This window comes from Deinococcus aerophilus (assembly GCF_014647075.1).
In the GTDB taxonomy this organism is placed as follows: domain Bacteria; phylum Deinococcota; class Deinococci; order Deinococcales; family Deinococcaceae; genus Deinococcus; species Deinococcus aerophilus.
On record NZ_BMOM01000024.1, the window covers coordinates 1 to 19312 of the forward strand.

Below are 19312 nucleotides of genomic sequence, written 5' to 3' on the forward strand. Positions count from 1 at the left end.
GCTACGCCTATCCCTGGGATAAACTGGTCGCGTCGGCGAGGTCTCTCTTCGCCGCTTGACGGGATTCTTGGAGCACTACCCCGGCAACTCAGGGTGAAGCGATGGGACCGCCATATAGTGGAGCCGATCACGGAGAGGAGAAAGCGGGAGCCGGGGAGCTTTTCCCCAACTACTTGCCAGGGGGCGGCTTGATGGTGAGGGTGATCCGGTAATGCGCAGATGGAGATAAGCCTCGAAGATAGGAGGCACCATCATGACGACCCGCAGAGTCCACCGCCCTGAGTTCAAGCGGGATGCTGTGCATCTCGCGCGTACCAGCAGCAACGTTTCAGGTACCGCCCGCAATCTGGGCATTCAGGTTTCCCTCCTTCGAAAATGGATGAAGGCCGAGCAGGACGAGGGTAATGTCGCGTTCCCAGGTCACGGACACCAGGTATTGACAGCGGAACAGCAGGAAATCCGGAGACTCCGCAAAGAGAACGAAATCCTGCGCCAGTAGCGGGAAATCCTGAAAAAAGCTACGGCCTTCTTTGCCAAAGAAACCACACGCTGAGGTATCAGTTCATCACTGCTCACCGAGTCGAGTTCCGCCTGGACATCATGTGCCGGGTCCTGGACGTCTCAGCGAGCGGATACCACAGCTGGCGAAGAAGGCCACCTTCAACCCGCAGACAGGAGGATGCGCTGCTTCAACAGCGCATCCAGGGCATCCACGTCCGCACCAAGGGACGATACGGAGCGCCTCGGATTCACGCGGAGTTGCGTGCTGAAGGCGTCCGGGTCTCCCGCAAGCGGGTCACCCGACTGATCCGCGCCTCGAGACTAAGTGGGAAGGGAAAACGCCACTGGGTGCGGACGACCGACAGTGAACACGTCTTGCCGGTTTCTCTGAACCTGCTGGAGCGCCAGTTCCACGTGCACCACCCGAATCAGGTGTGGGCATCCGACATCACCTATCTGCCCACCAGGGAGGGCTGGCTGTACCTCGCGGTGACCCTGGATCTGCATTCCCGTGCTGTCGTCGGGTACGCCATGGAAGCCCATATGCACGCCAGCTTGCCGCTCGCGGCTTTACAGATGGCCGCCTCGCGCCGTGATCCCCCGCCTGGTCTGCTTCATCACAGCGATCGAGGAAGTCAATACGCCAGCCGGATTTTTCAGGAAGCATTGGCCCGCCTACGGGCCAAAGAAAGCATGAGTAGAAAGGGAGATTGCTGGGACAATGCTGTCGTGGAGAGTTTTTTCAGCTCCCTGAAAAGGGAGCTGTTCGAGGACAATATCTTCGAGAACCGCATGGTTGCCCGACAGGCCATCTTCGAATACATTGAGGTCTTCTACAACCGACAGCGCCGTCACTCCACCCTGGGCTACTTGACACCTCACGAGTTCGAACGCCAGGCTAAGGCCGCTTAACTTCAACTACGCAATAGCGGGGTAGGCCCACACTGCATGTTCGCTTCCTGTCAAAAATTGTTGCATCACTCGCGCCAATTGAGGGGGCAGGTCACGACACATGCTGTTCAAGAAAGCTCCTGACGACTTTCAGGTATCGCTCCTGCTCCTCTATATGGGGCGAATGTCCACTGTGCTCGAAGATCACGAATTCGTTGTTTGGCAGGCCTGCTGCCAACTCTTCCGACGCCTCAAGAGGTGTAATCCAGTCCTCACGGCCCACCGTCACCAGCACCGGCACCTGAATTTCCTTCAGGCGGTCCACCAGGTCATACTCCGGCTGGTTGCGGCTGAACGCCCAGTTGTGTGTTTCGTAGCGGAAGGGTATCTGGGCGAGTCGCTTGGCCTCCGCGACAGGATCACGCTCCACGGTGTAGAGGGGTTGGATCATGCCAAAGCTCTCGCGGAACTCGTCGTTGCTGCCGACGTGCCCCCCAAACAGCCGTTCCAGCCGCGCCTGATCCATAGGAAAACCACTCGACATGGCGCGCTCCATACTGGTGTCCTGGAACCGGTTGCTGGCCGCCGTGTCGCGCAAGATCACCGCATGAAGGCTCTGTGGGTGGGCCAACGCGTATTCCAGGGCCAGGAAGCCGCCGTAACTGCCCCCCAGCACCACGATCTTGCCCAGATCCAACTTCTGGCGCAGCGCCTCCAGATCGTCCACAAACTGCGCGTGTGAGTACGGCTCACCCGCATCGGAATCGCCGTTCCCGCGCTGATCGTAACTGATCAGCCGATACTGATCTGTGAGTGGCTGAAAGGCCGTCCAGTCCCCGGCCCGGCTGCCCATGCCGGGACCGCCGTGAAGGGTGACGATGGCAGTACCTTGGCCGCCATCTTCATAAACAAGCTTCACGCCGTTGACCTCGATGCTGCGACTCATCGGTACCAGGCCTCTTTCAGCACGCGCATGATGTTTCCGCCCGTCGCCTTGGCAATGTCCTCGTCGCTGTAGCCGTGCTTCACCAGCCAGCGCACGATGTTTGGGAACGCCTCGGCCGGATTCTCGATGCCGTCCACGAACGGCACCTTGTCGTAGCTCAGATGTCCGCGCGACGCGCCAATGGACAGCGCCTCGGTCAGGGCGGTGTGCAGGCCCACATGGTCACCAAACAGCACGTCCGGCCCAAAGGCCACGTGGTCGATGCCCACGAGGTTGGCGCAGTACTCGAAATGCTCCATGTAGGACTCGATGGAGTGCCGGGGGTGCTGCTCGGTCAGGGTGGTGTGCGGCGCAGCCTCGATGCCGATCACGCCGCCCTTCTCCGCGCAGGCCCGGATGATGTCGTCGGGTTTGAGCCGGTTGGAGTTCCACAGCGCGCGCGCCCCGGCGTGCGTGATGAAGATCGGCTTGTCGCTGACCTCGATGGTGTCCATCGAAGTCCGGTCCCCGGAGTGACTCACGTCGATGGCGATGCCGAGCTTGTTCATGCGCTTCACGGCCTGCCGCCCGAAGGTGGTGAGCCCGCCGTCGTTCGGCTCCTTGAGCCCCGCGCCGAGCTGGTTGCCCTCGCTGTAGGCGATGCCCAGGCAGCGCACGCCCAGTCCGTACAGGATGTCCAGACGGTCGAGTTCGTTCTCGATCATCGCCGCGCCCTCGATGGACACGATAAAGGCGATCTGTCCGTTCTTCTTGGCGTTGATGATGTCCTCGGTCGTGCGGCACAGCACCACCATCTCCTGATGGGCGATGTCCGACAGGCGCATCCCGAGGTCATAGATAATGTCGTCCCACTTCCAGCCGCCGCGCGAGGTGATCATGGCCGTGCCGTTCATCAGGTTGTCGAACACCGCGTCCAGCCCCGAGACGCTCAGGCCCTCATAACCGGTGAAGTCCCGGCCCCAGCGGCGGAATTCCAGGAACTGGCTGAGGTCCTCGGGGGCCACGAAACAGTGGTCGTGCAGCGAGATCATCAGCTGTTCCTGGAACAGCCGCCGCACGCGGGTCTCCTGCTCGTCCGTGACCTCCACGCGGCGGCTGGGCACGCGGCCGATTTCCTGCGCGAGCGGATACACCTTGTAGTCCTCTCCCGGCGTCAGGTACGAGAACGACTTGTAGCCACTGTAGTTCTTCTGCTGCATCGGGGCATCGGTAGGAATGGGCATTTCTTTCAGGTCAGTCATGATGTTTCCTCTCGGGGCTGAACATAGGGTGAGGTGGTGGGCAGTCGGTCCCAGACAGGGTGCCGATGATGCCGGCCACGAGGCTTGCGGAGGCGGTCACTCCAGAAGCGCTGAGATAGCTACTGGCCAGTAGGTGGTAGGGGTGTTGATCCCAGTCGCCGTACGGAGATGTTGATGGCTTCGGAGGCGACCTTAGGTGCGCCTCAGCCTGATCAAGCAGGCTAAGAATGTGGGTGGCCAGCTGACGTAGCCCCACAAAACCGTAATCCTGTGCAGGAGTGGCGGAAGAATCGAGCCAGGATGCGCAGGCGGATGGCACCTGCCCAGTGTCTAGGCCGCGCAGGAACACGGCAGTGTCAGCACTCAGAGCTGACGCTTCCGTCAGGGCAGCCTTCCAGATGGCCGGCGCCTGTTGGCCCTGGAAGGCCGGTGCCCCCGTCAGATCGGGAGTGCGGTCAACCAGGTCGGTGAAGCGTTGCGAGGCGCGCTGCAGATCGTCCGCTACAGGGCACACTTCCAGTGTCACGCGGGACATGTCTCGCTGCTGCAGCACCGAGTCTCGGCTCCGGGGACCCTGGTGCCGGAGGGCATTCCCGAACAGGCGGGCGGCGACGCCCCAGCCGAGTTGCAGCACATCGAAGCCAAACTCCGGATGGGACCCGAAGAGAACCACGTTGCCCTGACCGAACGGCCCAGTCACGACATTCGCCGCGCCGTCGGCAATCAGGGTCTCCACCAGCGGTGCAGCGTCGCCGGGCAAGCTGCGCTCCCATGGCGTGAAGGCAACACCTGCACCCTGTACGTGTGTCACGGCGGTGACGTCGGTGTGAACGAGGGGAGTGAAGCACGGCCCGTTGTAGTGCACGACCTCGAAGCGGTGAGGCAGTCCCTGGGTCAGCCAGTGCCTCGGGGCGGCCACTACAGCCTGGAGTACGCCAACCCCGGGGGAATCCAGGCCGCCCAAGCCAGCGTCGGCACCATTGGCCAGCGGGACGTCCAGCAAATGCAGGGGTCCAATGGCCGGGTGCTGCGCCGCAAAGCTTGCGGGTACGGTCGCGGGCAGGTACGCGCCCGCGCACGAGCCGATGTACATGCCGCCCGCTGCCACCCACTCCCGGATCGCCTGACTGCCGGTGATGCCCAGCGGGGCCAGTAATCCTGCCATGCCCAACAGGCCCCCTCCGGGCATCACCAGGACGTCGTAATCCTTCAGGCCGCCTGCCTGGATCTGCGCTGCACTGAGGGGCTCCGGTAGGCCGCCCCATTGCGCGACGAGCGCCGCGTGATGGTACGGTGCGCCGGCTGAAGCATAGATTGCCACCCGCAGCCGGGACAGTTCAGGGGACAGTTCGGCTCGCAAGTCTATCCACCAGGTGGGGACGCCGCTCACCATGGCCGCAGTCATCGGGTCCTCGGATCAGTCAGGTCACGCAGGACATTCCCCAGTAGGTTGAAACACAGGACGGCCACCGCAATCATCAGCCCCGGATATACCGCCAGGGCAGGCTTCACCCAGAAGTACGTCTGGGCGTTTTGCAGCATGTTCCCCCATGACGCCACCGGCGGCTGAATGCCCAGACCCAGGTAACTCAATCCAGTCTCCGTGAGGATGGACCAGGCGATGCCCAGCGTGGTCAGCACGGCGGTGGCCGGCAGGGCCTGCGGAAAGATATGCCGCCAGATGATGCGGTTACTGGAAGCACCGAGCGCGCGTTCGGCTTCCACGAAGTCAAAATTGCGGATCTTCGTGACCTCCGCGTGCACGATGCGCGCCACCTGTGGCCAGAAACCCAGACCCACGACCAGCACCACGATTGGCGGACTGTTGCCCAGCACCGCCAGCGCCGCCAAGATCAGGAAAAAACTGGGGATGGCCATGAAGGTGTCCACGACCCGCATCAGCACCACTTCCAGCCAGCCACGGTGGTAGCCGGCCATGGCACCAACCAGCGAACCGATGCTCAGGGCAACAAGCATCGAGATGATGCTGATCATTAGCGTAATGCGCCCGCCATACATCAGCCGCGCAAGTACGTCTCGGCCAAGTTCGTCTGTGCCCAACAGGTGCTCCGCTGAAGGCGAGGCCGTTGTGTTGAGCGCGTCTGTGGTGATGGGCGAGGCGGTGTATACGAGCGGCCCAAGGAAAGCGGTCAGATACATCATGGCCAGCACGGTGATTGCCAGCAGGCCAACTGGGTGCGAAAGCATCCGTGCAAGTAACCCCTTCCGGCGCTTACTTCCCGGCACAGCAGAAACAGTTGTCCCAACTTCGCGCGCCTCAATCATGACGGATCCTCGGGTCAACCACCGAGTACGTCAGGTCGATGAGCAGATTGGTGACGATCACCACGGCCCCCGCCACCAGCGTGACGGCCATGATGGTGTTGTAGTCACGTCCGAGTGCGGCGTCCACTGCGAGGCGGCCCATGCCGGGCAGGCCAAAGACGCTCTCGATGATCACCGAGCCGCTGAGCAGCGCCGGAAGGATCAGCCCCACCATGGCAATGATGGGGACCAGGGCATTGCGTAGCGCGTGTTTAGAGATCACACGGCGCTCTCCAACGCCTTTGGCACGGGCAGTGCGCAGATAGTCCATGCCAAGGACCTCCAGTAGCGACGAGCGTGTGAAGCGCACCAGGTTGGGCAACATCACGAAAGCCAGCACCCCCGCCGGGAGAATCATGTGTCTGAGCCAGCCCACCAGCGAGAAGCCGGCGCTCGCGTCATATAGCCCGGAGGAGGGCAGGACCTTCCACACCACGGAGAACAGCAGGATCGCCATGATCCCAGTCCAGAAGTCTGGAATACTCATGCCGAGTGTAGTGATGGTGTTGGTGACGTGATCGAGCACAGAATTTCGGCGCATGGCCGTGAGGATGCCCAGTGGGATGCCAATCACCACGGAAAGCAATAGGGCCGAGAGCGCCAGCTGTGCGGTATTCCCAAGCCGCTGACGCAAAATCGGCCCGATGGGCTGCCCGCCGTTGAGGGTGACGCCAAAGTCGCCCTGCACCAGATTTCCAGCCCATTGCCCGTAACGGGAGACGAGTGGCTGATCAAGACCCAGCTGTTTGTTCAGCGCGATGCGTTCCTCAGCAGTGGTCTCAAAACGTGAAGCGGAACTCGGCCCACCCGGCGCAAGGTTGATCAGAAAGAACGTGATCAGGGAAATCAGAACGAGCACAAGCACGCCCTGTCCGAGACGGCGAACCAGAAAACCCAGCATCTTTGCACCTCATGAAAGCAGGTGGGCGCACCGAAGTGCGCCCTGTCTGGTTATTTCGCGACGAACCACTCGTTGGCGTACTGAAAGTCTGCGGCCTGGGTGATGCCGCGCATCCCCTGCAGGCGCTTGTTGTACGCAGTGATGCTCTGCGGGTACCACAAGTACAGGTACGGCAGTTCTTTGGCCATCAGCGCCTGCGCGTCGTTGTAGATCCGTTTGCGCGATAGCGTGCTGCTGGCTTTGCGCCCGCTCTCAAGCAGCGCGTCCAGCTTCGGGTTCTTGTAGTTCGGAATGTTGTTGCCCACGTTCGCTGCTGAGGAATCGTAGTACGGCAGCACGTCGGGATCAGCAGGGGTCGACCACCACGCGGCGGACGCCTGATAGTCACGCTTAACGATGACCTGTTGAATATATGAGTTCCAGTCCATGGTCTTGATGTCGGCCTTCACGCCAATGTCCTTCCAGTACTGCTGCACCAGCAGCGAAATCGGCACGAGTTGCTGATACGACGCGGTGGGCATACTGATCACAAAAGGCTTGCCATCTTTCATCAGTGTGCCGTCCGGGCCGGGCTTCCAGCCAGCCTGAGCAAGCAGCGCCTTGGCTTTGGCGGGGTCGTAAGGGTACTGCTGGACATTCGCGTTGTAGTAGCTCTTCTGAATGGGCGCAATAGGACCGGTGGCGACCTGCCCGTAGCCTTTGAGAACGCTGGTGATCATGGCAGGCCGGTTGATGGCATGCAGCAACGCCTGACGTACGCGGGCGTCCTGGAAGCGTGGGTCATCCTGATTCAGGGCCACGAAGTAATAGATGTTGGCAGTGGCGATGTCCAGCACGAGGTTGGGGCTGCTCTTGATCCGGTCGACGGTTTCCGGATTGCTGACGGCGATCAGATCCACGTCCCCGGAGAGCAGTTGCGCGAGTTGCGCGTTGCTGTCCGACACGACCTTGAAAGTCACCCCCTGCAACTTGGGCTTGGTGCCCCAGTAGTTGTCGTTACGCACCATGCGGATGGTGGCGCCGGACACCACCTGCGAGATTTTAAACGGTCCCGAGCTGACGGGATTCTGCTTGTTAAAGGCCGTGAACTTCCAGGGATCGGTCACGCCCGCGAAGGCATGCTTGGGCAGGATACCCGCGTAGTAGGCGAGGTAGGTGGGCAGGGACGCCCACGGCCGTGCAAGGATGAATTCTGCGGTCGTTGAGTTGATCACATTGACCTTGGTCACAGCGTTACGCCAGGTACTGCCCTGGTTTGCCCCCAGCTCTTTTTTCAGCACGATGTCGTTGAAGGTAAATGCCACGTCCTCTGCCGTGAGGGGCTTACCGTCAGACCACTTCACGTTCTTGCGCAGGTTGAAGGTCCATTTCAGACCATCACTAGACGCCTTCCAGGAGGTCGCAAGGTCTGGAACCGGCTTAAGGTCTTTGTCCCAACGGGTCAGGCCAGGGAAGAGCAACTCGTTGATCAGGTTGGACTCGACAAATGCGTTTGGACTCCACGGATTGAAGGTCGGATCGGCCGTCGTCACGAAAGTAACACTGCCATTGGGATCGACGTTCTGGGCACCAGTACCACCAGCCAGGAGAAATCCAAGAGCCACCAGCTTCATTGTGCGCATTTTTTTCATACTTGCCACCTCACTCAAGGGGGAACAACAGTTGACGGTTCTGACCCAGCTGACGTGAAATGCGCTGCGCAGCAGAGCGGATCAGGTTGCCGAGTTCTGCCAAACGTTGGGGGGTCATACGGGATGCGGGGCCCCCAACACTGATGGCGCCGATGACCTGTCCAGCAGCGTTGAAGATGGGGGCGCCCACGCCACGGGCCTCTTCGTCGATATCAAGATCACTGATGGCGTAACCGCGCAGGCGGATAAATTCAAGTTCCTGCCGCAGCACCTCAGGATCGAGTTCGGTACGCGCTGTGAAACGCGGCAGGTCCGGCAACTGTGTAAGGACGGTGTCCTGTTCTGCAGCAGACAGGAAAGCCAGCACTGCTTTTGGACACGCACCGGCGTGCAAAGGGATACGTCGGCCAGGTTCGGTCACGAGACGTACGGGCCGCACACCATCGCGGTGATCCACACAGCTGAGCTGGTCACCGTCAAGGACAAACAGGTTGACGGTTTCCCCCGTTGTTTGTGAAACCTCGTCCATGAAGTCCTGCGCGGCACCAACCAGCGTGGGCTGTGGCTGTGACGCGGTTGCAAGCTGGTCAACCAGCTTGGTCAATACGAAGCGGTCGTCCTCATCCAGACGGATAAATCCAACGTGTTGGAGGGTGCGCAAGCAGCGGAACGCCTGGTTGCGATCAAGATCAAGTTGCTGCGCCATTTCTGAGGGCGTGTAGCGATAGGGCGGGCGGCCAAATACCAGCAGAACCTCAAGCGTGAGAGCGGCGGACTGAATAAGGTAGCGCGGAACATCCCTGGTGGTCTGAGTCACCCTGGTCTCCTGTTTGACTGTCTTAAACGGTTTGATTAATCGTATCGGATTGTTGTAGAGAACACAAGCTGGCTTGCAGCCGGTCAAATCTCACCGCATCTGGTCTGAATGCTGTATTGCCATAATTTGAGTAAGTGTGTTCCACCTCAGCACCTGACACTTCGGAAATTTGACGTGTTGGTAGGCGGGAAGGGCATGCTGAGCAACTGAAGGCAGTCCCCAAAGATCTCGCCGCCCCACCGCGCAGCTTGACCCAGCACCTGCCACCCGATCCGCACCTGACTGACCACGGCCCGCCCGCGGTTGTCCTGCCGTGGAGGATGGTCCTGAACCCATTGCGCGCCCACCCGAGCCATCCACGCCAGCGCGATACACAGCAATCCGAACAGCCGCGAGATCCGCTCTGGAGCGGTCATGTGCGTGGCTTCCAGATTCAACCCGCGGGACTTCAACGATGAGAACGCCGACTCAATACCCCACCTGAGGCGATAGGTCTGCAGGATGTCCAGAACGGGTAGATCCGAAGCGACGATCACCCTGTCCCCCACAGGGGACAGGGTGATGACCACGTGCATCCATCCGCCGTACACCCAGGACCACTCGAAGAGTGTGCGGACTTCCCCGGGCTGCAGGGTGGTGAAGAGATCCCGGACCAGCTCATCCTCAAGGCGGGTGTTCTCCCGGATGCGTACACACTGCCGGATGCGTTTCCAGCGCAGGAATGAGCACCACTCTCGACCGATGAACTCCCGATCGGCGATGACCACAGTCCAGCGACGGGCAGGCAGCACCTTCAGCAGACGGGCCACCAGCAGGATCCGGGCCGCTGTGCAACTATTCCCCTGATGCGGCAAGACCCGCCACACGAGGGGAATGACCGCGCCACCGAGGAGCGCCCCCAGCACCAGGATGTTGAGGGGCGTCTGGCCGTAGTGCCAGGTGGTGCGGTCCATGATCAGCGTCAGTTTGCCGTCCGGCAGAAGGGGAAGCAGGACGTCTGTGACATCCTGCGGCGTGAGGTGAGCGTCTTGGAAAACCCGCGCCACGGTGCGGGTTTTGGATTCGAGCGTGGCCTCCCGGGGTAGATGGAGCGCGATCTTGCGGTGAAGTGTGGATTCGGCTTGGAGCAGTGCCAGCAGCACTTCAGCGAGCCGCCGGAGGGCATCCAGGCGACGATGCGGAAGGCGGGTTTTCAGGTGGGCGGCCAGCGTGTCAGCATGCAAGTGGGCAGTATCGGGGATCGTCACAGACCCAGATACCGCCCTTTGTCATGCCTCATCGCGTCTCAGACGCCATTCGTCGCAAAGTGTCAGGTGCTGAGCAGGCCCGCCATACGACAAAAGATCGCCGGGGAGTTTCCCCGACGATCCCAACCATGGTGGCGCCATTGTCCGTGTGGTACAAAGTTATTTAGCGGTTTTAAAACTCATCCACAACGCCGTTATTCCCAGTTGGTCGCGCCAGTCGTTTTATTGATGCCAAACTTGTACGCCTCACCTGAATGACAGGATGTGCAGTTTACACGACCAGGATTAAAAACGCTCACATCATCGGCTTCCACATCGAGATTAATGCTGCGCTGATAACTACCAAACATGCCCGAAGAGCGCGTTGAGATGCTGTCTACACGAATCGAGTTGTAACCGTCACGCAATTTATCAGTGATATCAATGCTGCCATTGGTGTCGATCGAGCCAGCGAAAACTTTGTTGTTGCTGGCGTCCAGAACATACACGTTTGCGCTGCCATACATCTCGGTGAACTTCAGAATCACGCGCTTATAGGGGTTACAGGTACGCTGAGTGTAATTGAAAGGGCTGTGAACCTTTACTATGGGGCCATCCCAACGGCGTACGTCATACCCGACCGGTAACATGGTGGAAGGGCTGGCATTTGCGCCGAAGTAGGACTGGTACTTGAGGTCCTTGATGGCCGCATCAGTGGGCGTAAACGGGCCACCATAGGCATATACCTTCACGTGCGAGTTCTTCAGGGTATTCTTCTGGTGGACCGTGAGACTGGCCGAAGCGTTGTTGGCATCCTTGCCGTCCCCGTACGCTGCCGTCACTGTGGCTTTTAATTCGTTGACGCTGACGTTGGACGACATCGAGAAGATCAGGCGACGGCCGTACACTACCCGCTGCACGTAAGTGGGCAGGTTGTCATATGCCAACTGACCGTCGTTGCCCAGACCCTCAAGGTCTCCAGTAGTGACGTTGTTGAATAGACCTTCAACGATTGGTCGGGCGGGAAGCGATACGTCCACCCAATACTGCGCCTGGAAGAACGAGACGAACACCATACTTCGGTCGTTCGTGGCGGTCGAATCGCTGTCGATGCTTGCCTGGAGATCGCCCATCTTGCCTTTTACGCCGAGTTTCACGCCTGCCTCCTGCGCACTGGACGCTTCGTGAACTTCGAAGAAAATCTCACCATTCATGTCGCTCGGTGCCGTGGAAATCAAGCGGCCCACAGCGGCGTTCACGTCACCCAGCGTCGCAGGCACGTTGGATTGCATCGGCCCGGGAAACGACGCAGTCAGGTCCATTGTGGCACGCTTTCCGGCCGGTGGATAAACTGGAACAATGCTGCCAGGACCCTGGTTTATGGTGCGTCCCTGCAAGATCGCCCCGACGAACATGTTTGGGTCGTTCCCCGTCACACCCACCAGAAACGGTGTTTCGCCGTTGACAGTGACAGGTCGGCTGACGCAGCTGGGGTCGCTGGAGGGCGCACCGATAACTGGGGTGGTGGACGGGTCTATCCAGCCAATCTGGCCATACAGCTGGCTGATGAAATTGCTGGGACTGCTTGCCCCAATTGGGTGGGACTGCGCCTGAAACGATCCGCCGCCGCTTTGAATGCTGTACGGGTTAGTGTTCTGGACAGCCGCGGCTGCAGGGGAGATGCCCAGCGTGGCCGCGCGGTTGTACAGCTCCTGTATGGGCGTCACCGAGATTGAAGGGGCAGTGGGGGCGGGATCATCGGGCGGATCGGTCGGGCCGCTGCCACAAGAATCAGGGTACTGTTGAGCACGCATGTTATCGCCGACGCTATAAGACTCGTAGGGCTCACATGGTTCGATGTACTGTGATGTCACTGTGCCCGTAGTAGGGGAGACAGGCGTCTGATTGCACGAGCTTAAGGCAAGCACAGCGGTGGACATCAGCATGATTCGTTGAGTGATTTTCATGACAACTCCTGGTGAGGGAAGAGGGCGGAGGATGATCGCGGAATTCGGAAGTGCTGAGCCTCCTGGCAGTTGGCGTGGTTGAGGTCTACTGGAGCCAGGGGGAACGCGCTGGGAAAGCCACAGTGTTCTCGGAGCGTTCCCAGCTTCGTTTTTCTTTTCACGCCGTCCGCAGACAGTGAACAGACCTCACGCCTGACCTGAACCGGTTTTGGGGAGTGGCTCAGGTACGCTGAGATTTGCAAATCGACTGGAACCGCGATTGGAGCACCCTCAAGTCAGCCTTGCCCGAAGTGTGAGCGACTAGAATGCCGGCACTCCATGACGTCCTCCCTGATTCCCCGTCCGGCGCGGTTCGAAATCACGCGTCCCACCTTGCTGACCCGGCTGGCCGAGTCCCTGGATGCCCAGGTGATCGTGCTGGCTGCGCCGTCTGGGTACGGGAAGTCCACGCTGCTCGCCCAATACGCCCGGAGCACGCCCCGGCCCGCCGTGTGGTGCCGGCTGACCGAGGCTCACGCCGGCCCGCTGGAGGTCACCCGGCTCATTGCGCGCGGGATCCAGCCGTATGTCGGGGTCCATGCCGATCTGCTCCAGCCCGATCCACGGACACCGGACCACGCGCTGATGGACGGCCTGATCCAGGCACTGGCGGCAGCCGACACCAACATCGACCTGATCGTCGACCCGGTCGAGGACGACCAGGTGGCCCGCTGGTTGATCAGCTTGGCCCTCGCGCTGGAAGAGGGGCACCGCGTGCTGATCAGCCGTTACCGTGCCGAGGGCCTGCGGCTCGCCCGGCCTGTGGCCCACGGTCAGGCCCTGATCCTGGACGCCGCGGACCTGCAGTTCAGTGCCCTGGAAACCGCGAACCTGCTGGACCTGCGGGGCGTGTCCCTGTCGGCCCGGGTGCTGGAAGAGGTCCAGGGCTGGCCCGCTGGCCTCGCCCTGGCCGCCGCCGGAACGCAGCGTCACGTCGGCACGCAGGATCTCGTGCGGGATTCCCTGGACGGATTGCCGGACGAGGTCCGCTGCGGGCTGGCCGACCTCGCGGTGCTGGAGACGTGGAGCGAGGACGACGCGTGCCGGCTGGGCAGCGCCCTGCCGGACGGATGGCTCACCCGGGTGCAGCGGGCGGGCCTGCCCCTGCTGCCGCTGGGACAGCAGCACTTTCAGCCGCATCAACTGCTGCTTGGTGTGCTGGAACAGGAACTGACGCGCGATCCGGGGCGGCGGAAGCGCCTGCAACTTGCCGCGGCCGACATGGCCGAGGGCCGCGGCGAGTTGCGCCGCGCCGCACGGTTGTACGCCCATGCCGGCGCTGTCCCGGAGTTCTTGCGTGTGGTCGGTCCCCTCACCGATCAGTTCCGCGCCCGGGGCGAGCACCGCCTCAGCCGTGATCTGCTGGACCTGGTGCCAGTGGCACAGTTGCCCGACAGTCTGGCGGCCCGGCTGGCGTGGGCGCTGATCGAGACGGGAGACGCGCCGCGCGGAGAGGCGCTCCTACAGGGCCTGCGCCGAGCGGCGCAGCTGTCTCCGTCCGGCTTCGCGTCGTTAGCCATGGTGTACGGACGGCGCGGCGACGTGGAGCAGCAGTACCGTTACGCCAGCGAGGGCCTGGCCCGGCTCGGCCCTGGGCAGGTCGAGCCGGCCCTGTCCTGGCCGTTCGTCCACGCTGCCTTGAAGCGAGGTCAGCATTCAGCGGCTCAAGAGGCGGCGGAGACGATGATGGTGTGGGCACGCGTCCAGGGAGATCCGGTGCGACTCGCGGAGGCGTGGCAGCTGCGCGCCCTCGTGACCCGACACGCTCAGGATGTGCCGAGTTCGAGGCAGGCCCTGCGGGAGTCCAGGACCATCTATGACGGCCTCGGATGGACGGTCCGTGCGGCGATGATCCAACTGGACGAGGCGGAATTGTCGCTGCACGCGGGCGATCTTGCGGCGGCACAGGCTGCTCTGGGCTCCGCTCCGCCCGGGATGGATCCCGGGCATCATCTGTATCACGTTCGTCGCCTGCTGCTGGACGCGTCCCTGGCGCTCTGGAACGGACAGCTTGAGCGCGCTGTGGACGCGCTCGCCGGGGCGCAGACGCACGCCCAGGCCGGACAGCTGAGGCTCCAGCAGCAGGAACTGCTGCTCAAGCGCGCCGACGTGCTGATCACCCAGAACCGTATGGAGGAGGCGCGGCAGTTGCTGGACGGCGTTCACCCCGACCCACTGCACCTGCAGGCCTATCACCGCGTGCTGACCGGCCTGCTTCCTGGAGCCACGTTCGTTGGGGACGTGCAGACCGTCCGGGCCTGGACCGACGCGGGCCTGCGGGTCCGCGGGCTGGCCCTGCTCGCCCGCCAGCACCCGGAGCTGATGGACGAGGCGCGGTCCATGGCCCTGTGGGCCCAGCTGCCCGAGCATGAGAGGCGCGAGTCCATCGCCCGCCCCCGTCCCAGCCCTGAGCCCAGTCCAGCCCCTGGACTCCTGCTGGAGATCGCGGCCCTGGGCGACGTGAGCGTGCGCCTCGCGGGACAGGCAGTCCCGGTCGCGCTGGCCAAATCGCGCGAGCTGCTCGTGTGGCTGGGTCAGCGTGGCTCCGGCGCCCGCGATGAGCTGGTCACAGCGCTGTGGGACGGCTCCGCGGAGGAGCGGCATGTCGAGTATTTCCGCGTGGCAGTCCGGCGGCTGCGCGGCGCGCTGCGAACGGCGCTGTCCACGGACTTCGACCCGCTCCCCTACCAGGACGGCCGTTACCGGCTTAGCACCGCCCTCCGGGTCCACCTGGACGCACGCCCCGACCTGCCGTTGCCCACTGACCTTCCCACCCTTCGGGCGCAGTTCCAGGCCTACCAGCAGACGTTTCTGCCAGGCGTCGAGAGCGACTGGGTGCAGGAGGTCCGGGAGCACTGCCAGCAGAGGGCCATTGCCCTGGGGCTTCACCTGGCGGGCAGATCCGGCCCGGACGCGCCCGAGGTCTACCAGCAGGTTCTGCACTTCGAGCCGTGGTGCGAGGTGGCCCACCGGGGCCTGATCCAGACACTGGTCGGCCTGGAGCGCCGGACCGAGGGAGAGCAGGCCCTACGCACCTACACCCGCGTGCTCCGTCAGGAGCTGGGTAGCGCACCCGACCCGGGCTTTCTGCAGGACCTCGCCCGGCAGGGGCTGCGCCTGCCGTGAAGGCCCTGCCTGCCCGGTTCCCTGCCGGTTCCCTGCCCGGGAGGCAGACTGCCTGCATGCCCCGCGCCCTTGCCTGGATCGCCGCCGTCACCCTGCCGCTCGCCGCCTGCGGCACGCCCACGCCTTCTCCTACGCCCACACTCTTCCAGGCGCTCGAGGACTGCCCCTCGTGCGGCCTCATGCCCTCACAGCCGGCCTCGGAGCCACTGTTCTGGGGATGGAACCCGCAGGGCGTGGGGGGGGTGGAAGTCTGGACATACGGCGAAGAGCGCCAGAATGGAGACGTTGCCGAGGTGTACATCAAGACTGCCGGGCGACCGACGCCGAAGACATCCAGTTACCCGCTCGGGTGTCTTCTGGAACCGCAGGAGTCCGGTGATTTTTCCAGACCACTGCCCCACTCCGGTACCCTCCGGGTGACAGAACCGGTGTCCTACAGAGCACTCACCAGCCAGGCCGGGGCCGACGCGATCTGCGCCGATATGTTCGGTATGCAGTGGCACGCTGTCGCCCACGCATCGATGTATGAACGTGAATTCGCGCAGGGGGTCTGGGTGGCGGGACACCGACCAGCCGACACAGGCCCTGAATGGTAGTCCACTTCAGCGACGACCACTGGCCCACGCTACAGCACTCGGTAGGTCGACTTCTGCACGACATGCAGGGAGTCCTGACTTCCCAGCCGCTCACCCGCACGTGGACTGTCCATGAGATCCATCAAGCCGAGCGGCTCATCGCCGCACTCAGAAGCGACTGGGAGACCCACTGTGTCCAGCAGCAAACCGTATGGGAGATGGAACAGCTGAGTGGCAGGCTGGACGCTGCAGCCTGCACGGTCATCCGGGCAAACGTTGGAGCGATCCGACAACACCTGATATACATCCTTCACGATACGGCTGCGGCCCTGGACTTCAGTGGACTGTCCAGGAGAGAGTCTCGCGTGTGAGCTCGAGCTCGCGGTCCGACCCACTGAAGTCCGGGGGCCCTGACTTTGCCTGTAAGGGTCTGGCAACTTGCCCCTGCCATGGTCGCTGAACCTCAGCCGACGATCTGAAGATCAGAGCGCCTGCTGGACAGGCTGCTGCCACAAGAGATTCACCGTAGTCCAAACAGTACCCTGAGAACCAGGCCGAGATGCCGTACTGAGTCTAAAGATCCGTCAGGACCCTGCCACCACTCAGGAAGGGTTTGAGATCCTCTCGTACCTCCGAAGATGGCCTCTGCCTGTTACCAAGCCTGGATATTCAGAGTGTTGCAGTTCAGTAACGCCCGTATTTAAGCTGCTACACTCCGGGCCATGCCCCCCGCCGTCGCCTATTACCGGGTCTCCACCACCAAGCAGGGGCAAAGCGGCCTGGGTCTGGAAGCCCAGCGCCACGCCGTGACCGTGTTCGCCCGCTCCAGGGGTCTGGACGTGATCCGGGAAGTCATCGAGATCGAAACCGGCACCGCGAAGCGGGACCGGCCGCAGCTGCGCGCGGCCCTCGAGACGGCGCGTGGAGCGGGCGCGGTGCTGATGATCGCCAAGCTCGACCGTCTGGCCCGCAACGTGGCGTTCATCAGTTCGCTGATGGAGGCGCGCACACCCTTTGTCGCGTGCGACATGCCGGACGCGACCGAACTGACGGTGCACATCATGGCGGCGCTGGCCGAGCACGAGGCGCGGCTGATCGGCACGCGGACCCGGGACGCCCTGGCAGCCGCCAAAGCCCGCGGAGTCAAGCTGGGAAGTCCGGTCCCGATGTCGGAGGCGTGCCGCGCCGCCGGCCGGGCGAGCACCGCCCGCAAGGCTCAGGCCGCCTACAGCTCCGTGAACGGCTATGTCCGCCTGATGCGCCAGACTGGGATGTCGCTGCGGGAGATCGCCTCCCGGCTGAACGCGGAAGGACACCGTTCACGCACTGGAAAGACCTGGAACCATGCTCAGGTGGCACGTGTGCTGAAGTACTGCACTACTTGAAGACTGAAAGCAGTACATGCGCTGCAGGTGGAAGCTTGATGGTGCTTATCAGGCCAAGCTCATTTCCCTCCTGGCACGGCCATGAATATATACGTAACCACCCATTCCTCTTCTTGCTCGAATCGAACCGCGGATGACGGCTGGGCCTCGTCCCAACAGGAGCTCTTTGAAACCCAAGGCGGCGGTAAGGGGCCAAAGCGACCCTTACTCCGTTTCCAGTCCAGGAAGACGGTGGACACGCGAGCAGTTCCCCCAGCATGCCGCAGGGTTGAGGCGACAGACGCGCAAAAATGCTAGGGCGTCACCTTCAGCACGGTGACCACGTACACCGTGCCGTCCGGTCGGTATCCGATCATTGCCGCGCGGAACGGTTTTCCAGGAACCGCCCGCGGCCCACCGCTCCAGATGCGTCGGACCTGCGCGCGGAACTTCGCGAATCCGCTTGGCGTGTCGGGTTTGAAATCGCCGATGTTGAACCCCGGATCCTCACCACCGGTCCACACCACGTCTGCGCCCGTGTTGCCCCGGCCGGTATTGAACCGGAATTGTGAACGTGGGAACCGCTGCCTGACAATGATTGCCATGGGTGGTTCCATTGCCGCGCCGTATGGGGCGCTCATTGGGGGCGAAGTCGGCATCTGGTCGCCTGGAATCATGCCGAGCACTTCGCCGTCAGCCACTGGATAGCCTGCGCCACTCGGTACAGACTGATTGGTGTTCGCAGCCGAGCGAGTGGGTTTGGCAGTTGGCGGCGCAGATGATTTGCTGCCTGGCGAAGTTGACTTGGGGGGACCAGGCGTCACCATATTGTCGTTGGCAGGGGTGAGCCTGCCTGTTCCCGTTGAATCAGTGGCACGCGTAGCCCCGTTCAGCGGTGGACGCGGCGCGCCGCGGTCCCCGGCACGTGGCGGTGGGACGGTCTCGGGTATCGATGGCGTTGTCGTGCGCGGTCGGGATTCGGCAACGGGTGGTTTGCCCCCAGGCAGATACCCGATCGGCAGATTGCTCATCACTCCTGCCAACCCGATGGATACAAAGGCCTCAAAGTCCTCAGCGTCCTTGTACAGGACCGCGACTGCCTTGTGCTTCTCCTTATAAAGGCGCGGCGTCGTGTCGGCACCGAGGCGCAGCGGCATCAGCCGCTGATTCGGCCCGACGACGGCCCGCAGCATTGATTGCATCGGCGCGGGATCCGGTGAGTCGCAGATCGTGAAGATGTCCAAGTCGAGTTCGGATCTGTCTTGGTACGTTAGATGCAGGACCGTCGAACTGCGCCCGGGGCGGTAGCGATACGAGATGTCGTAACGCGCGCTCACGAACGCGTCGATAAAGTTGCCCATCGGCAGCTTGGCAACAGATGGGTCTGGTGTCGGCGGTACCGGCTCCATGGGGTCGATATGCGCAAGACTCTGAAAGCCTCCTGACACCGGGGACAGTCCAATTCCTAACTTGATCACCCGGTTGGCCGCGTCGACCGCCGCCTGCGGGTCATGATTTTTAATTTGCACCAGACATGCCCACAAGTAATTGCCGTACGGCGAGTGCGGAATGCACTGCAACTCGAGCGCCCAACGGTACACTTCCGCATCTGTCTTAAGCTTTCGGTACTGCCTCAGCAGCACCTTGCCACTGGGGCGGTCATCAAGTTCGGCGACCGTCTGCTTTGCGACCGCCGTGATGATGGGCAGCCAGTGCGATTTGGGCAGCGGCTCGATGAGCGGCGGCAACGCCATTGTTCCTC

13 protein-coding genes and 1 pseudogene are annotated in these 19312 nt (G+C 62.3%); 4 read left to right on the forward strand and 10 right to left on the reverse strand.

Translation table 11 applies throughout. The annotated features are described in order from the left end of the window. Window positions 1-253: 253 nt before the first annotated feature. Window positions 254-1413 (forward strand): annotated as a pseudogene (locus IEY21_RS12880) (IS3 family transposase). A 91-nt stretch (window positions 1414-1504) separates the two neighbouring features. Here the strand turns inward: IEY21_RS12880 and IEY21_RS12885 are convergent. From IEY21_RS12885 to IEY21_RS12925, 9 genes are all read right to left on the reverse strand, one after another. Continuing rightward, a complete protein-coding gene (locus tag IEY21_RS12885) occupies window positions 1505-2338 on the reverse strand; it encodes an alpha/beta fold hydrolase (RefSeq protein WP_188904759.1) in 834 nt (277 codons plus the stop codon). Beyond that, the gene (locus tag IEY21_RS12890; RefSeq protein ID WP_229753088.1) at window positions 2335-3579 is read right to left on the reverse strand and encodes a dipeptidase; all 1245 of its coding nucleotides are present in this window, start codon (window positions 3577-3579) and stop codon (window positions 2335-2337) included. The genes IEY21_RS12885 and IEY21_RS12890 overlap by 4 nt, the downstream gene beginning before the upstream one ends. After that, the gene (locus IEY21_RS12895) at window positions 3572-4984 is read right to left on the reverse strand and encodes a BPL-N domain-containing protein (RefSeq protein ID WP_188904760.1); all 1413 of its coding nucleotides are present in this window, start codon (window positions 4982-4984) and stop codon (window positions 3572-3574) included. Before IEY21_RS12895 ends, IEY21_RS12890 begins: the two co-directional genes overlap by 8 nt. Beyond that, the gene (locus IEY21_RS12900; RefSeq protein ID WP_188904761.1) at window positions 4981-5865 is read right to left on the reverse strand and encodes an ABC transporter permease; all 885 of its coding nucleotides are present in this window, start codon (window positions 5863-5865) and stop codon (window positions 4981-4983) included. Before IEY21_RS12900 ends, IEY21_RS12895 begins: the two co-directional genes overlap by 4 nt. Then, window positions 5858-6805: an ABC transporter permease gene (locus IEY21_RS12905; RefSeq protein WP_188904762.1), complete on the reverse strand. Its 948-nt coding sequence runs from the start codon at window positions 6803-6805 to the stop codon at window positions 5858-5860. The genes IEY21_RS12900 and IEY21_RS12905 overlap by 8 nt, the downstream gene beginning before the upstream one ends. Window positions 6806-6855: 50 nt before the next feature. Next, window positions 6856-8436, reverse strand: a complete 1581-nt coding sequence (locus IEY21_RS12910) for an ABC transporter substrate-binding protein (protein ID WP_188904763.1) — start codon at window positions 8434-8436, stop codon at window positions 6856-6858. Window positions 8437-8446: 10 nt separating this feature from the next. Then, the gene (locus tag IEY21_RS12915; RefSeq protein WP_188904764.1) at window positions 8447-9253 is read right to left on the reverse strand and encodes an IclR family transcriptional regulator; all 807 of its coding nucleotides are present in this window, start codon (window positions 9251-9253) and stop codon (window positions 8447-8449) included. A 146-nt stretch (window positions 9254-9399) separates the two neighbouring features. Further along, the gene (locus IEY21_RS12920) at window positions 9400-10500 is read right to left on the reverse strand and encodes an IS4 family transposase (RefSeq protein WP_444542373.1); all 1101 of its coding nucleotides are present in this window, start codon (window positions 10498-10500) and stop codon (window positions 9400-9402) included. Window positions 10501-10694: 194 nt separating this feature from the next. Continuing rightward, entirely contained in the window at window positions 10695-12446 is a 1752-nt protein-coding gene (locus IEY21_RS12925; protein WP_188904765.1) for a thiol-activated cytolysin family protein, read from the reverse strand. Between the two features lie 318 nt (window positions 12447-12764). Between IEY21_RS12925 and IEY21_RS12930 the strand changes: the two genes are divergently transcribed. The 3 genes from IEY21_RS12930 to IEY21_RS12940 all read left to right on the forward strand — a co-directional run bounded on the left by IEY21_RS12930 (window position 12765) and on the right by IEY21_RS12940 (window position 17571). Next, the gene (locus tag IEY21_RS12930) at window positions 12765-15611 is read left to right on the forward strand and encodes an AfsR/SARP family transcriptional regulator (RefSeq protein ID WP_188904766.1); all 2847 of its coding nucleotides are present in this window, start codon (window positions 12765-12767) and stop codon (window positions 15609-15611) included. A 56-nt stretch (window positions 15612-15667) separates the two neighbouring features. Continuing rightward, entirely contained in the window at window positions 15668-16207 is a 540-nt protein-coding gene (locus IEY21_RS12935) for a hypothetical protein (RefSeq protein WP_188904767.1), read from the forward strand. A 701-nt stretch (window positions 16208-16908) separates the two neighbouring features. Further along, window positions 16909-17571 (forward strand): recombinase family protein, encoded by a 663-nt coding sequence (locus tag IEY21_RS12940; RefSeq protein WP_188904768.1) that lies wholly within the window; start codon window positions 16909-16911, stop codon window positions 17569-17571. 293 nt (window positions 17572-17864) lie between these two features. Here the strand turns inward: IEY21_RS12940 and IEY21_RS12945 are convergent, their stop codons facing one another. Continuing rightward, on the reverse strand, window positions 17865-19304 hold the full coding sequence (locus IEY21_RS12945; protein WP_188904769.1) for a hypothetical protein: 1440 nt from the start codon (window positions 19302-19304) through the stop codon (window positions 17865-17867). Between the last annotated feature and the right edge of the window lie 8 nt (window positions 19305-19312).